Genomic DNA, 13,356 nt, shown 5'->3' with positions numbered 1-13,356 from the left:
AACGGCACCGCCTACACGTTCACGGTCACGGCCACGAACGCCGTCGGTACGTCGCCGGCGTCCGCCCCGTCGGCTCCGGTCACGCCGACGGCGCCGGTTCCGGGAGTCGCGAACGGCGGGTTCGAATCAGGGCTCACGTCGTGGAACACTGGCGGCGTCAGAGCGCCGGTCGCCTCCACCGTCGCCCACACCGGCACCGGCTCTGCGCTCCTCGGCGTCGCCTCCGGAGCCGAGCCGCTCGGAGACAGCAGCCTGTCCCAGACCGTCACCATGCCCGCCGCCGGGACGTCTACGCTGTCCTTCTGGTACCAGCCACACNTCGGCGTCGCCTCCGGAGCCGAGCCGCTCGGAGACAGCAGCCTGTCCCAGACCGTCACCATGCCCGCCGCCGGGACGTCTACGCTGTCCTTCTGGTACCAGCCACACACCGCCGATGACACCTGCAACGGCACCACCTGCCAATACGACTGGATGGAAGCACAAGTCCGATCCACCAGCGGCACCACCCTGGCGAGCTTGTTTAAGCTCTGCAACAACAACGGCACCTGGACCCAGCTGACCGCCGACCTCTCCGCCTACAACGGCCAGACCGTCGTGCTCTGGTTCAATGTCCACCTCGACGGTTCCAGCCCTGCCGACGACACGTGGATGTACCTCGACGACGTCACGCTCACCAATAGCCAGGCGACCCAGACGGCGCCGGCCGCACCGACAGGTGTCACAGCGACGGCCGGAAACGGGTCCGCAACTGTTTCCTGGACTGCCCCGAACAACGGCGGCTCCGCGATCACGTCCTACGCGGTCACCCCGCACGCCGGCTCCACGACCCTGGCGCCGGTCACCGTCACCGGGAACCCGCCCGCGACGACGGCGAACGTCACCGGGCTGAGCAATGGCACCGCCTACACCTTCACGGTCACCGCCACGAACGCCATCGGCACCTCACCGGCGTCGGCCGCCTCGGCGCCGGTCACCCCCACGGGAACCACAACCTCGACCATCACCAACGGTGGATTCGAGTCCGGGCTGAGCTCTTGGGTCACCGGGGGCGTCAAAGCACCCGTGGCCTCCACGGTTGCCCACACTGGGGCTGGCTCGGCGCTCCTCGGCGTCGCCTCCGGAACCGAGCCACTAGGGGACAGCAGCCTGTCCCAGACCATCACTGTTCCCGCCACCGGGACGTCTACCCTGTCCTTCTGGTACCAACCCCACAGCGCGGAAGACCCCTGCACGGGCGCCGCCTGCCCGTACGACTGGATGGAAGCACAGGTCCGCACCACCAGTGGCGCCACCGTGGCGAGCCTGTTCAAGCTCTGCAACAACAACGGCACCTGGACCCAGCTCACCGCCGACCTCACCGCCTACAAGGGCCAGACCATCACCCTTTGGTTCAACGTCCACCTCGACGGCTCCAGCCCTGCCGACGACACCTGGATGTACCTCGACGACGTCACCCTCACCAACGGCTGAGTGTTTATGAATTCCTGGTGGCGGCGAACATGCGGCGAAGCGTGAAGAAGCAACCCAAGGCGCCGAAGAGCAGTGCCATGGAGAAGTCGCCCACGTAGCTCTTCAGGAAATTCGGGTTGTGGGCCAGGTTGTAGTTGATCAAGTCCCATGGCTTGGAGCTAGCGATCAAAGACAAGGGTTGGCTATTGATGTACTTGGCGGCGTCCAGCCAGACTCCCGATACAAACGACAAGATCGCTGTGGCAGCCGTGATACCCGCTACCACCCACACGCCTTTTCTGCTCAGCCCGCCCGCTCCCATCACATAGAAACGGGCAGCCATCGCTGCAGCAGCGAAGGTGACGAGCGATGTCATCCAGCCGAAACTCCAGATGACGAGCCATAGCGCGACGCCGATAGGGAGGGCTGCGAGGGCAAACAGGGTGCCTCGGACCACGTTTTCGGCGGCTCGGGTCGAGCCGGCGGGCGGCCATGCCGGTGCCTGGGAATGGTTGGCTTCCGGATGCCAGGAGGGAATCTGCGGGCCGGAGGATTCCGGGGCGCTGATTCCGAACTGAGGCCGTGGGCGCTGCGTTGCGCCGTACGCGTTGCTGCCGGGCTGCGTGTTTTCCGGCAGGTTGGTGCTTTCGGTCATGTTTCCCCCAATATGGACCGCGGCGGCGATCGTCTGGCTCATCCTCGCACGCAACAGCGGAATTTCGCCAGCATGTGGATCGAATGACTTCCTCGGCGAGTTGCAGGCCCGGGGAGAGCTTGGGACCCTTCTAGCTGGCCTCGAGGATGTTCTTGAGGTTCTCCAGGTCCTTGCGCATGGCCCTGCGCATCATGGGCGCCATGATCATGCCGGCCAGCACGGAGAAGCCGGAGGGTTCACCCATGTTCCGGAGGCTCATCCGGGTGGCGCCACCCTCGTCGAACCAGGCGTAGGTGGTCTGCATCGGGAAGGGCCCTTGGCTTGTACGCATGGTGAGTTTCTCGCCGGGGACAAGCTCGGTGATTTCGTAGACATAGTCCAGATTTCGGCCCAGGAACCGCGCCGTGAAGGCAACCCTGGAGCCGACGGCGAGGGGCTTGGGCGTCCGCCACTGTGCGGATCGGATATTCACGTACCAGACCGGGGCATTGTCCGGATCGGAAGCATAACCAGCCACGATCTCGCGGGGCCGCTCGATGAGTATTTCGGTCTGGACGTTCACCATGCCCCAACTATCGCAGAACGCTCCTGCCGGGCGGTATTCCGGGTTCAATCTCCACATAGTAGATCGGCCCTGCGCCAGGGGAGTGGAGGCGGTGTTTTGGATGACGGATGGGCCGGTAACCATGACCGAAGGGGTCGCGGACTGTCACTCGTTCAAGGTGATCGAGCCGTGCGAGGAGGGTATCGACGTCCCGGAGCGTCGCGGCGTGTGTCTCCGCTCCCGCTGCATTCAATACCCAGAGGGAGCTGGTGGCGGTGCTGGCACGCTCCAGGGCAAGGGTTTCAAATATTCCAGCCAGGAGCGCATCGAGCGTTGTGGGGTAGAGGCGGAGCAGGCGATGCGCCTGTGGTTCGCGTCGCCGGTCGCTGATCCAGGCCTGGCGAAGCCAAGTGAATTCGACCTGCCCGAACGAGGATCCCAGACTGAGCTTCCCGCCTTCTTCCAACGTCAAGTGGAAGTTGTTGCCAGCCCGGTCCAGGATGCTGGCTGCTTCGTCAACGTACTCAAGGTCCTCCAGCATGGCGGTTTCGGACGGATAGTAGGTGAAGGCACCGAGCTCATCGACAACAACGTAGTCCGCATCCGCGCCGGCAGGCCCGGAATCGTCGGCCGTTCCACTGGCGGGGTCATTGCGTTTCAAGGTGGATTCAACTCCTGCGGAGGGACAGCCCAAAGCCCGAATTGCTTATCTTCATCAGACCACCAAAGCGCGCCGCCGTCGTCGGTCCTTAATGGTTTCCTAACGCCGGCGGGTGGAGATTTGGGTCCGCCGATGACGCCGGGTGTCCAGAATTACGCAACAAAGGCATGTTGTTATTAGAGTAAGGGTTGCCTTGCCTATCTCGTGGCCGTTCTGACTCGTCGGACCGTTGTGCATGAAGGGTAGGGCTGCCCCCAACCATTCCGGTTCCTGCCGGAGCCCTTGAAAGGCCCCCCTATGAAATTCGGTATCAAACCCGCCGCGGCCCTTGCCGCCGCCACGGCCACGTTGCTGGCACTTTCGGCGTGCAGCGGCGCACCAAGCGGTACTTCCACGGCTGGCGCGTCGGGAGACGGCATCGTCGTGTACAACGCCCAGCATGAAAACCTCACCGGAGCATGGGTGGAAGCCTTCACCAAGGAGACAGGAATCAAGGTGACGCTCCGCAACGGGGACGACCTTGAAATGAGCAACCAGCTCAGCGAGGAAGGAAAGAACTCTCCAGCGGACGTCTTCCTGACGGAAAACTCCCCGGCCATGGTCCGCATCGCGAGTGCCGGGTTGCTCGCCCCCGTGGACCAGGCAACCCTCAGCCAGGTTCCGGCGCAGTACCGTCCGTCGACTGGCGATTGGACGGGCATCGCAGCCCGCTCCACCGTGCTGGCCTACAACAAGAACAAGCTCAGCGAGGGCCAGGCTCCCAAGTCCCTGATGGATCTCGCAGACCCGTCATGGAAGGGACGCATCGGTGCGTCCACGGGCGGCGCCGACTTCCAGGCGATCGTCAGCGCGATGCTTGCGCTCAAGGGAGAGGACGCTACCCAGAAATGGCTGGAAGCGGCCAAAACCAACTTCAAGTCCTACAAGGACGACACTCCGGTTCTCGCCGGCGTGAACGCAGGCGAAGTTGACGCGGGAATTTTGTACCACTACTACTCCTTCGTGGACCAGGCCCAAACCGGAGAGAACAGCAAGAATGTTGGTCTCCACTACTTCAAGAACCAGGACCCGGGTGCGTTCGTCAGCGTCTCTGGCGGCGCCGTCCTGGCATCCAGCAAGAAGCAGGCCCAAGCCCAGCAGTTCCTGAAGTTCATCACGGGCAAAACGGGCCAGCAGGTCCTCCAGAACGGTGACTCATTCGAGTACACGGTTGGCTCCGACGTTCCAGCCAACTCGAAGCTTGTTCCCCTCAAGGACCTTCAGGCACCTTCCGTGGACCCCGCCAAGCTCAACAGCGAGAAGGTCACCGAGCTGATGACCAAGGTCGGGCTTCTCTAGGCCCGGACGACCACCGTGGCGCGCGACCGGCGACTGCCGATTGTCTGGGCATCGTCGGCCGCGCAGCCTCGGGCGGGCAAGGATGGGGAATGCATCAATGAGGCCGCCGTCTACGTCTTTTGCGTCCAGTCGGCGCTGGGGCTTGTGAACAAGCCGGCGCTCCTCCCGTCCTAGGGTGTTCTCACCTCCGAGAACGCCGAGGAAATACCCAGCAATATAGTGCGTACGGGGTTTTGAAGCGGGTTTCTGTCAAAGTAGGTGCCATCGCACCTGCATTTGTGGAGGCGACGGAATACAGAACAAATTGAAGGTCCCCATCCAAGACCTGATCGATTCAGGTGTACTGAAACCGGTGAACCCTAAATAAATCGCAGAACGCTTAGAGCGCTCCTAACATCGGAAGCCGTAAATCCTGACTCGTATAGTTTGAGCGGAGACGTTCCCAACGAGTGCCTCTGCCTATTGCCAGAGCTTGGTGGATGGTCCGTTTTCTATTCCGAGCGCGGTGGACGTATCGGTTATACAAGCTTCGAAACCGAAGACGAAGCGTGCGACTCCATGGCACGCCGGTTGTTGGCTGATCCCGGAAATCGGTTGGGCTGACGAGGTTAACGGTGATTCAGACCCGGGGTCTTTCGGCCAGTTGGTAAGCTTAGGACCCAGGAGCATCGCCGGCACCTGGCCATATCCCCAGCGGTCCCTTCAGGAACCGGTCTAAATGTGATGGCTCGGGACGGGCATAGAAGACCTGCGCTCCGGGGAACTCTGTCGGCGTGCCAAAGCTTGGAAGTCTCCGCACTGCCATCCGACCTCTTTACCAACGGCTATGGGATCGTTACATGGTGACTAAGATCTGCGACGGAAAATTGATCAATGGACCGACCGCCTACAGCCTTCTGCGCCTAAGGTTCAGACTGACCACTGTCGCTCTGATACTCCTTGCTATTCTTCTAATCCTGAGTCGTTCCGGAATGCCCCAGTCGTGGTTCACCAACCTTATGGTCCTTGTTGCATTAGGGAGCGTTATACCTGTAACGGTGCTGGTAGGGCGCGTGCCGGCTCGCGAGCGCGCGGAGAAAGAAGCCGGGTATACGACGTTGCAGCAGGGTGCCAAAAATTTGGAACAACGTGATCCCTATCTCGGGCGCGTCATCCGAAAGCCCGGTGACGATTATCTCGACAAGACTCAGTTCCATGACATCATCCGACCAGCGAAAGACGAGGTCGAGAAACGCTCGCGGAACTAAACAGGTTACCCCGCGGCAGCAAGGCGGCGGGCACACATTGTTCAACTTTGAGCCTCTCTGGTCTTGGCAGCATGCCGCTGTTGGCCCCTTCCGATTCGACTCAGGACCCACGCCGTGACTCGCTATAGCCCTACTCACCTACCCCCTAGGACCGTGAGCACCACCATCGTGGGGCCAATTGGTGAACCTGCGGTCATGATTGAGTCCCTGCCCGTTTCGGCGGGACAGCACGTCACCGTGACATTCGAGGCTGTTGGGCCGCGCTGGCGGCAGGGAGTATTCATAGCGACGGCTGGTCGGTTGGAAATTGCGGGCACCTCGAGTCCCTCTCTGGTGCTTTGGAGTGACTCAGCACCTGCATCTTCGACGATCACCGTCGTCGAGACCGACGGGCGATTGGTGTTCTATAACGTTTGGGACTCCGGACGAGGTCGCAAGTTCGAATCTCAAAGCTTCACGTCAGGAATGCTGGTCGAGCCGCTCGCCGATGGGTCGTCTAAGTACTCATGTGCTGATATCGGCACCGAGCCAGATTTCAGTCGAATCGTCTTCCGGGTGCGGATCGAATGACGAATTGGTGGTTTCGTCATGGTCGTTGACGTTGCAACGGTTCTGGGGTCGTTCCGCGCGTTCGAGGAGCCGAAAGTGGGGCTCGGTGGCAACCCATTCAAGTTGGGCTGTTCCCTATCCACACCGGCTTCGGCGACGGAGATTGATGCGTACTGGCCTGGTGGAGTGCCAGATGAACTGCGTCAGCTTTGGTCAGCGAGTCGAAACGCACGGCTCTTCGAGGATGTCGAGTACGGGCAATGGGGTTTGGTTCTGTTGTCCCCTGAGGACGCGGCAACTCGAACGGTCGAGTTTGGTGCGGCACGACCAAATGATGCCACGCTGGCCGACATCGTGATCGGCGAGTTCTTAGGCGATCTGGACCTCCTAGTCATGGCAGCGGATGGGACCGGAGTGCTTGTTGCCCTACCTTTGGATCCTCGAGAGGACTGGTATCGAGCTGCGCCGTCGATGGCTGCCTTCCTGCTGCTATATCAAGAATCCCTGGGCGAAAAGTATTGGGAAAGCGGCACGACGCCGGGTTAAGCTCACCGGCCAACGCCGCCCCTCACTGATCCGGGAGCAACCAGCCGTCGGCGATCAATAGTTCCCGGAGCGCGGGCCGGCTAAGTGGTTCCGGCCCGCTCTGGGCTTTGCGGCGGACGGAGACGAGGAGCTTCTTGACGCCATCGGCGCTGATGCCCAAGGTTGCGCCGACCTCGGCCATCGTTCCGCCCGATCCGCCCAGGTACAGCGTCACGGCTTCGTGTTCGCGCGGGGTGAGCCGGATCCGCGGCCCGGGGACGTCAAAGACGCCCGCAAGCTCAGGCAGCACGAACTTCTCGCCGCGCGCCGCGGCGAGCACGGCTGTGGTGAGCACTTCGGCTCCCGCTGTCTTGGGAACGTAGGCCAGCGCCCCGGCGTCGAACGCCTGGCGGATCACCAGCGGGGTCGCAAGGGAACTGCAGACCACCACTTGCGACCCCGTGGAGAGAATGGCCTGGATCTTGGAGCGCAGCGGGATCCGGTCACCAAGGATGATGTCCACGATGACGACGTCGGACAACTGTCCCAGCGAGGCGGCGAGCTCGGCCCAGGAACTGAACCTGCCCACCACCTTCACCGCGGCCGCGTTGGCCTCCAACCAGGAAGCAAGGCTCTCGCGCAGCAGTGCGTGATCTTCGAGGATGTCCACGTGGATCTTTGGCGCTGCCACTTGGAACCGGCGCCCGAACATCCCCACTTGGTGTTCTCCTTATGGTCGACGGATGCTGATCGCCAACCACTCTGCCGTGCCAGTCGCAAGATCCCGCCCTGCAGAAGAACAAGAAATCCTCAAGATTCGTGCACCGGGGAACACCGGGACCCCCGAAGATCCTTGCGCCCCCGAACCCCGCCACGTAGCTTTGAGGAAGCGGACGTATGCGTCCGGGGGCATCGGGTTTGAAGCCGGTGGTCAGTCAGATTCAGAGAAGGAACATGGCCGTGGCAACAGGTATTGTCAAGTGGTTCAACGCCGAGAAGGGTTTCGGCTTCATTGCCCCCGACGACGGTTCGGCGGACGTTTTTGCCCATTACTCAGCGATCGCCACGAGCGGGTACCGATCACTGGACGAGAACCAGAGGGTCCAATTCGACGTCGTGCAAGGCCCTAAAGGCCCCCAGGCGGAGAACATCCAACCTCTCTAACAGGAGACGAATCAGGCACGTTCCGCAAGCAGCCGGCCCCACTTCGGCGCCAGCAATGGCGCCCCGGCAAGCTTGAGGCAATACCACAGCGTGACCGCCACGGAATCAAGCACCGGTACTCCGGTGGTTTCCTCCACGTCCGCCGTGATGTTGGCGCCGTACAGGTTCGTGCACAAGTAAATGAGCGCGTCCGGGTTCGAGGATGCAAGTTCCAAGGACCCGGGCATCATTTCTGCGTCCGTGACCCGGGCGAAGGATTCGTTGTTGCTCAGGTCCAGGTGGCGATGGTCCACGGTCTTGATGCCCTCGCGCTCGTAGGATTCGATGATCGCCTGGTTGACGTCCCCGGTGTAGGGCGTGAACAGGCCGATCCTTTCAGTGCGGAACGTCTTGAAGGCCTCCAGGTATGCCAGTGTGGAGGTCGTTGCGGGGATTCCCGTGGCCTCGGTGATTTCGCGGACAAGAGCTTCGTCGTGCCCTGCACCGAGCCAGGAACCCGAGGTTCCGTTCCATGCGATGACGTCCACGTCGGCGGTGGCGAGCAGTTCGGCTGCCTCCCGCATGACGGCCGAATCGAACTGTTTGTCCGAGGATTCGTCGAGGGCGATCCGGGTGACAGGGATCCGCGTGAAATGGACGGTGACGTCCTGGCGGTCGCCGAGGATCCGGTAGCTTTGCGGCTCCAGGCAGGTGTTGGAGGACGGCACGATCATGCCGATCCGGGTGGGGCGGTTGCTTGAAGGCATGGGGGCTCCTAGAGGGAAGTAGTGGCGGGAGCGGATACAGCGGCGGCACCGCTGGAAAGCGCATCGCGGTGGGCGGCGAAGCCGTTGCGGGCAACGAAACGGCCCACGGGGCCGGGATCGTGGAAACCGCCGTCGTCGACCACTACTCGCCCGCCGGAGACGACGACGGCGGGCCAGCCGCTCAGCGTCTTCCCTTCGAACGGCGAGAAGTCAGTACCCATGTGGAGCGCGCCGCCGTCGACCTCGCGTTCCTCGGCGGGATCAAAGATGACCAGATCGGCGTCGAACTCTGCCGCGATGGTGCCCTTGCCGGGCACGCAGTTGATCCGTGCGGGGCCGGCCGAGAAGACCTCGACAAAGTCCTCCACCGTGCTGTCCGGAGCCATCGCGGTGAACGTGACGGCCATGCGGGTCTCGACGCCGGGGAGCCCGTGGGGCATGAAACGGACGTCATCGGTGCGCTCGCGCTTTTGCGAGAGGTCGTAGCAGGAGTGGTCAGAGGAGACCGTGTGGATGGCGCCGGCTGCAAGGCGTTCCTTCAGCGCGGCCACGGTTTCGGCGCTGCGCATGGGCGGGCAGCAGGCATACCATTCGGGGAATTTTGAGCCGTAGACGGTGTCATCCAGCGTGAGGTAGTGCGGGCAGGTTTCGGAGTACGCTTCCTGGCCGTTTGCCCGGGCCTCGGTGACAAGGTCCACCGCCCCCGGCGTCGACTGGTGCACGAAGTAGACCGGCGCGCCGGTATACCCGGCCATGGCGAGAGTCTCCTTGACGGAGATTTCCTCGGCGAGTTCCGGACGTGTCGAATGCAGGTGCTCGATGCCGATCCGGCCGTCCGCGGCGTGCTGTTCCGTGCAGTCGGCAATGATGGGATCGTGCTCGGCATGGATGTACGTCAGTCCGTCCAGGCGCACCATTTCGCGCATGACTTTCAGGATGGTGTCGCCGTCGGCCATGGTGGAGCCGCGGTTCGTGGTGTACATCTTCACCGAGCGGACGCCCTCTGCGGCGAGTTGTTCCAGCTGCCAGGGCACGGTCTCGTCCCAGGTGACCACGGAACCGTGGAGTGCGACGTCGCAGCGGGACTCTTCCGCGAGACGCTTCTTGTTCAGGACGGCGTCCAGCGGGGACTCCTGGGCGTCGCGCGGAATGCCGAAATCGATGATGGTGGTGGTTCCGCCCCACAGTGCGGCGGTGGAGGTGGTGCGGTAGTCGTCGAGGGTGCGGTAGCGGCCGGTGACTTGGGCTACGTGGCAGTGGCCGTCCACCCCGCCCGGGATGACCAGCTTGCCGGATGCGTCAATGGTGCGCGAGGCCGCAGGGACGGGTTCGGAGGCGTCGAGGAGCCGGGTGATGCGGCCGCCGTCCACCACTACATGGGCCGCTTGCCTGCCAAAACTGTTGACGACGGTGCCGTGGGCGATGACGAGATCATGGATGGTCACGGTGTCCCTACTTTCCGGCCGAAACAACGGCTGGGGTGCCTGTTGCGGAAGCTGCGGACTGGATGGCGGCCAGGGCGGCGTCGAGGTTTTCAGAAAGTCCCTGGCGCCGTTTGACGGGTGGCGGCGCAAAGGCGCCTTGGCGGTGGAAACCGGACTGCAACGCCACCACGGCTTCCGCCATGCGGATGCCGGCCGAGATCCCGTCCACGACGGGAACGGGGATCTGTCCCTCGAGTTCGCGGGCGAGTCCGGCGAGCGGGGCACCCGCCAGGATGACGACGTCGGCGCCATCCTCGGCGACGGCTTGCCGGCTCAGTGCCAGGAGGGTTTCCTTGAAATCCTGCTGCACAGTTCCGATGCCCTTGAGGCTTTGGTTGATGGAGCGGATGGAGGCGAGACGGCTTCCCAGTCCGAAATGTTCCACGCAATCCCGGTACCAGGCCGTGATCCGGTCGGAGATGGCGATGATCGAGAAGCGCTGGCCTTGCAGGGCGGCGGCGCACAAGGCCGCCTCGGTGATGCCGATGACCGGCACGTCGGCGAGTTCCTTGAGGGCAGGCATCCCGGGATCGCCGAATGCGGCCACCACGACGCCGTCGATGCGGTCCGCCGCTGGATCGTCGCCTTCGACGGGAGCGGCACAGTATTCGGCGATGATTTCGGCGACGGCCCCGGCGGCGATGAGGGATTCGAAACGGGTCTCGATGTATTCGACGCCATGTCCGGCGGTGCGGACGATCAGCTCGGTGACAGTCCCCGCCGACCGGCGGGCTTCGGTGTCGATCAGCGCAGTGACATCGGTGCTGATGTTGGGATTGATGACTAGCAATTTCATGGTCTTTTGCCTTGCAACTTGAGTTCTGTGGCGGGCTCGTTCCGGGGGAACTGCTCGCGGTACTTTCCAATGTGCGACGCCGATTGGGCTGCGGCGCGCTCGGGATCGCCGCTGGCGATGGCGGCGTAGAGATCGCGGTGCTCCTGGATCAGTTCCGGCAAATCATCAACGTGGCGGAAGAGCCAGTGCATGCGGCCTTGGAGCGGTTCCAACGCGGTGCGGAGGAAGCCGTTGTTGGCGATGGCCGTGATGGCATCGTGGAATTCGCTATTGGCGCGGTGCGCCTCGAGGATCGAGCCTTTCGCAAGGAAGCGGCTGGCGTCATCGAGGAGCCCCGCCAGGTGCTTGAGGTCCTTGTCCGTGGCGCGGGCAGCGGCCAGGCGGCAGGCGAGGACTTCGAGTGATTGGCGGACATCGAAAAGGTCCTCAACGTCTTTGGGGCTCAAGCCCGCCACTTCGGAACCGCGTGAGGCCCTGTCCCGGATGAGGCCCTCCTGCCGCAGCATGCGAAGGGCTTCGCGGACGGGGAGCCGGGACACGTTGAATTCGGCGGCGAGGTCCCTCTCCACCAGTCGGGTGCCGGGCGCGTAGTGGCCCTCGAAGATTCGCGAACGGATGGCGTCCCGTACGGCTTCCCGGAGGGGACGGTCCGCGGCGGACGTGTCTTCTGCAATCAGCATCTTTGCTCCATTCGTGTTTCGGTGGGTCCTATCGCCCGGCAACCCGGAGGCGCCCGGCGGTGCGGCGGTTCAGGACCGCACGGCCGGTCCGGTCAGGCGAGTCAGACCGGGAGTCGCTTGTTGTAATCCAATGCCAGCACGGAGATGCCCATGATGGCCGCGGACCCAACGAAGTACAGCAGTGCCCAGGTGTAGGAGCCGGTGGCCCCGACAATCAGGCCTACCACAATCGGGGTGACGAACCCGGCGATATTGCCGCTGAAGTTCATGGCGCCGCCCAGGACGCCGGCGTTGGTGCGGCCGCCGAGGATGGCCGGGATGGACCAGAACAGTCCCACCCAGCGGAGGAAGAACAAGACCACCGAGAGGAGCACGACGGCGGTGATGGGGTCTGCGACGACCGTCACGCCAACCAGGCCGCCGACCACCACGACGCTGGAGATGCCGAGCAGGGTACGCATGACTAGGTTGGCCGAGCCGCCGGCTGCCCGCCACTTGTCAGCGATCGTGCCGCCGAGGATCTCACCGACGAAGCCGGCGCCGAAGATCACGAACGTGGACCAGCCGATGGTGTTCAGGTTGAAGTGCTTTGCCTGGGCGAGGTAGAGCGGTCCCCATGTCAGCAGGCCGTAGAACACCCCGTTGAATCCCAGCCAGCCAAAGCACATGGCCCAGAATGAGCGGAACTTCAGGTAGGGGAGGAGTGCGCGCTTGCCCTTGACGCCGTCCTTCGTGGCCTCGGCGTCCTCTTCGGCGTGGGAGGCCTCGATGTAGTCGGCCTCGGCGTCGTTGACGGCTTTGTGGTGGCGGGGGTTGTCCCGGACGTACCACCAGACCGCCAGGCCCATGAGGATAGTGGCGATACCGGCGATGATGAACGAAGAGCGCCAGCTGCCGGTGGAAGCGATGAGCCAGGTGATGAGGATGCCGCCCAGTCCGGCGCCGAGGGGTGCACCGGCGTCAAGGATCGTGGCTCCGCGGCCGCGTTCTTTCTTGTGCATCCAGATGGCGTTGAGCTTGCCTCCGGCCGGCATCACGCCTGCCTCGGTGACGCCGATGCCCAGCCGTGCGATGAACATGCTCAGGAAGCCGCCGGCCAGGCCGGACGCAGCGGTTGCGGCGCCCCAGCCGATGCACGACGCGGTGACCACCTTGCGGGGACCGAACTTGTCGATGAGCAAGCCGACCGGGATCTGCATGAGGGCATAGGTCCAGAAGAATGCCGAGAGAAGGAGTCCGACGAGCTCCGGGGCCAGGTTGAATTCCTTTTGGATGATGGGCAGTGCCACGGAGATGGAGCCGCGGTCGATGTAGTTGACGGAAACGAGGATCAGGAGCAGGACGAACAGCTTCCAGCGGACGTTGGTGCGTCGCTGCACGCCGTCCTTGCCGGTGCCTCCTGTTTTTCCTTGGGTTGCGCTTGTTGTGTCGGTGTTTTGGAGAGACATAGCTTCTCCTTCGGGGGAGTTCGGGGAGCGGGGAGGGTCTTGAACGTGGGGCGACGGGTTGCCGGCTTGT

15 protein-coding genes are annotated in these 13,356 nt (G+C 63.2%); 6 read left to right on the top strand and 9 right to left on the bottom strand.

The window, feature by feature from the left end:
* Window positions 1-270: 270 nt before the first annotated feature.
* The gene (locus L0B83_RS19750; protein ID WP_443627140.1) at window positions 271-1,470 is read left to right on the top strand and encodes a fibronectin type III domain-containing protein; all 1,200 of its coding nucleotides are present in this window, start codon (window positions 271-273) and stop codon (window positions 1,468-1,470) included.
* A 4-nt stretch (window positions 1,471-1,474) separates the two neighbouring features.
* On the opposite strand, the gene L0B83_RS10085 is transcribed toward L0B83_RS19750, so the two are convergent.
* From L0B83_RS10085 to L0B83_RS10075, 3 genes are all read right to left on the bottom strand, one after another.
* On the bottom strand, window positions 1,475-2,146 hold the full coding sequence (locus L0B83_RS10085) for a hypothetical protein (protein ID WP_234758273.1): 672 nt from the start codon (window positions 2,144-2,146) through the stop codon (window positions 1,475-1,477).
* Window positions 2,147-2,234: 88 nt separating this feature from the next.
* Window positions 2,235-2,669, bottom strand: coding sequence for an SRPBCC family protein (locus tag L0B83_RS10080; RefSeq protein WP_234758272.1), 435 nt, complete (start codon window positions 2,667-2,669; stop codon window positions 2,235-2,237).
* Between the two features lie 7 nt (window positions 2,670-2,676).
* Entirely contained in the window at window positions 2,677-3,309 is a 633-nt protein-coding gene (locus tag L0B83_RS10075) for a hypothetical protein (RefSeq protein ID WP_234758271.1), read from the bottom strand.
* A gap of 297 nt (window positions 3,310-3,606) precedes the next feature.
* Here L0B83_RS10075 and L0B83_RS10070 point away from each other — a divergent pair, with 297 nt between their 5' ends.
* The 4 genes from L0B83_RS10070 to L0B83_RS10055 all read left to right on the top strand — a co-directional run bounded on the left by L0B83_RS10070 (window position 3,607) and on the right by L0B83_RS10055 (window position 6,989).
* Window positions 3,607-4,647, top strand: coding sequence for an iron ABC transporter substrate-binding protein (locus tag L0B83_RS10070; protein ID WP_234758270.1), 1,041 nt, complete (start codon window positions 3,607-3,609; stop codon window positions 4,645-4,647).
* 839 nt (window positions 4,648-5,486) lie between these two features.
* Window positions 5,487-5,894: a hypothetical protein gene (locus L0B83_RS10065; protein ID WP_234758269.1), complete on the top strand. Its 408-nt coding sequence runs from the start codon at window positions 5,487-5,489 to the stop codon at window positions 5,892-5,894.
* A 153-nt stretch (window positions 5,895-6,047) separates the two neighbouring features.
* The gene (locus L0B83_RS10060; protein ID WP_234758268.1) at window positions 6,048-6,464 is read left to right on the top strand and encodes a hypothetical protein; all 417 of its coding nucleotides are present in this window, start codon (window positions 6,048-6,050) and stop codon (window positions 6,462-6,464) included.
* Between the two features lie 18 nt (window positions 6,465-6,482).
* Complete coding sequence (locus tag L0B83_RS10055; RefSeq protein ID WP_234758267.1) at window positions 6,483-6,989, top strand: hypothetical protein; 507 nt, start codon at window positions 6,483-6,485, stop codon at window positions 6,987-6,989.
* Between the two features lie 22 nt (window positions 6,990-7,011).
* Here the strand turns inward: L0B83_RS10055 and L0B83_RS10050 are convergent, their stop codons facing one another.
* Window positions 7,012-7,686 carry a hypothetical protein gene (locus tag L0B83_RS10050; protein ID WP_372461183.1) on the bottom strand — a complete coding sequence of 225 codons (675 nt, stop codon included), beginning with the start codon at window positions 7,684-7,686 and terminating at the stop codon, window positions 7,012-7,014.
* Window positions 7,687-7,928: 242 nt separating this feature from the next.
* Between L0B83_RS10050 and L0B83_RS10045 the strand changes: the two genes are divergently transcribed.
* Window positions 7,929-8,132, top strand: coding sequence for a cold-shock protein (locus L0B83_RS10045; RefSeq protein ID WP_306860887.1), 204 nt, complete (start codon window positions 7,929-7,931; stop codon window positions 8,130-8,132).
* Window positions 8,133-8,143: 11 nt separating this feature from the next.
* Here the strand turns inward: L0B83_RS10045 and L0B83_RS10040 are convergent, their stop codons facing one another.
* The 5 genes from L0B83_RS10040 to L0B83_RS10020 form a co-directional block, all read right to left on the bottom strand.
* The gene (locus tag L0B83_RS10040; protein ID WP_234758265.1) at window positions 8,144-8,878 is read right to left on the bottom strand and encodes a maleate cis-trans isomerase family protein; all 735 of its coding nucleotides are present in this window, start codon (window positions 8,876-8,878) and stop codon (window positions 8,144-8,146) included.
* Window positions 8,879-8,886: 8 nt separating this feature from the next.
* Window positions 8,887-10,323: an amidohydrolase family protein gene (locus L0B83_RS10035; protein ID WP_234758264.1), complete on the bottom strand. Its 1,437-nt coding sequence runs from the start codon at window positions 10,321-10,323 to the stop codon at window positions 8,887-8,889.
* Window positions 10,324-10,330: 7 nt separating this feature from the next.
* Window positions 10,331-11,158 carry an aspartate/glutamate racemase family protein gene (locus tag L0B83_RS10030; RefSeq protein ID WP_234758263.1) on the bottom strand — a complete coding sequence of 276 codons (828 nt, stop codon included), beginning with the start codon at window positions 11,156-11,158 and terminating at the stop codon, window positions 10,331-10,333.
* Complete coding sequence (locus L0B83_RS10025) at window positions 11,155-11,838, bottom strand: GntR family transcriptional regulator (protein ID WP_234758262.1); 684 nt, start codon at window positions 11,836-11,838, stop codon at window positions 11,155-11,157. Before L0B83_RS10025 ends, L0B83_RS10030 begins: the two co-directional genes overlap by 4 nt.
* Before the next feature lie 101 nt (window positions 11,839-11,939).
* Window positions 11,940-13,286: an MFS transporter gene (locus tag L0B83_RS10020; RefSeq protein WP_234758261.1), complete on the bottom strand. Its 1,347-nt coding sequence runs from the start codon at window positions 13,284-13,286 to the stop codon at window positions 11,940-11,942.
* Window positions 13,287-13,356: the final 70 nt, after the last annotated feature.

Origin of the sequence: Arthrobacter alkaliphilus (genome assembly GCF_021483235.1) — a bacterium.
In the GTDB taxonomy this organism is placed as follows: domain Bacteria; phylum Actinomycetota; class Actinomycetes; order Actinomycetales; family Micrococcaceae; genus Arthrobacter; species Arthrobacter alkaliphilus.
This window is presented reverse-complemented; position numbering and strand designations above follow the sequence as displayed.

Coding starts and splice junctions, on each gene's coding strand:
- L0B83_RS10085 (WP_234758273.1), bottom strand. CDS start 2,146: ATGAGCCAGACGATCGCCGCCGCGGTCCATATTGGGGGAAACATGACC.
- L0B83_RS10065 (WP_234758269.1), top strand. CDS start 5,487: ATGGTGACTAAGATCTGCGACGGAAAATTGATCAATGGACCGACCGCC.
- L0B83_RS10055 (WP_234758267.1), top strand. CDS start 6,483: ATGGTCGTTGACGTTGCAACGGTTCTGGGGTCGTTCCGCGCGTTCGAG.
- L0B83_RS10030 (WP_234758263.1), bottom strand. CDS start 11,158: ATGAAATTGCTAGTCATCAATCCCAACATCAGCACCGATGTCACTGCG.
- L0B83_RS10080 (WP_234758272.1), bottom strand. CDS start 2,669: ATGGTGAACGTCCAGACCGAAATACTCATCGAGCGGCCCCGCGAGATC.
- L0B83_RS10040 (WP_234758265.1), bottom strand. CDS start 8,878: ATGCCTTCAAGCAACCGCCCCACCCGGATCGGCATGATCGTGCCGTCC.
- L0B83_RS10020 (WP_234758261.1), bottom strand. CDS start 13,286: ATGTCTCTCCAAAACACCGACACAACAAGCGCAACCCAAGGAAAAACA.
- L0B83_RS10070 (WP_234758270.1), top strand. CDS start 3,607: ATGAAATTCGGTATCAAACCCGCCGCGGCCCTTGCCGCCGCCACGGCC.
- L0B83_RS10025 (WP_234758262.1), bottom strand. CDS start 11,838: ATGCTGATTGCAGAAGACACGTCCGCCGCGGACCGTCCCCTCCGGGAA.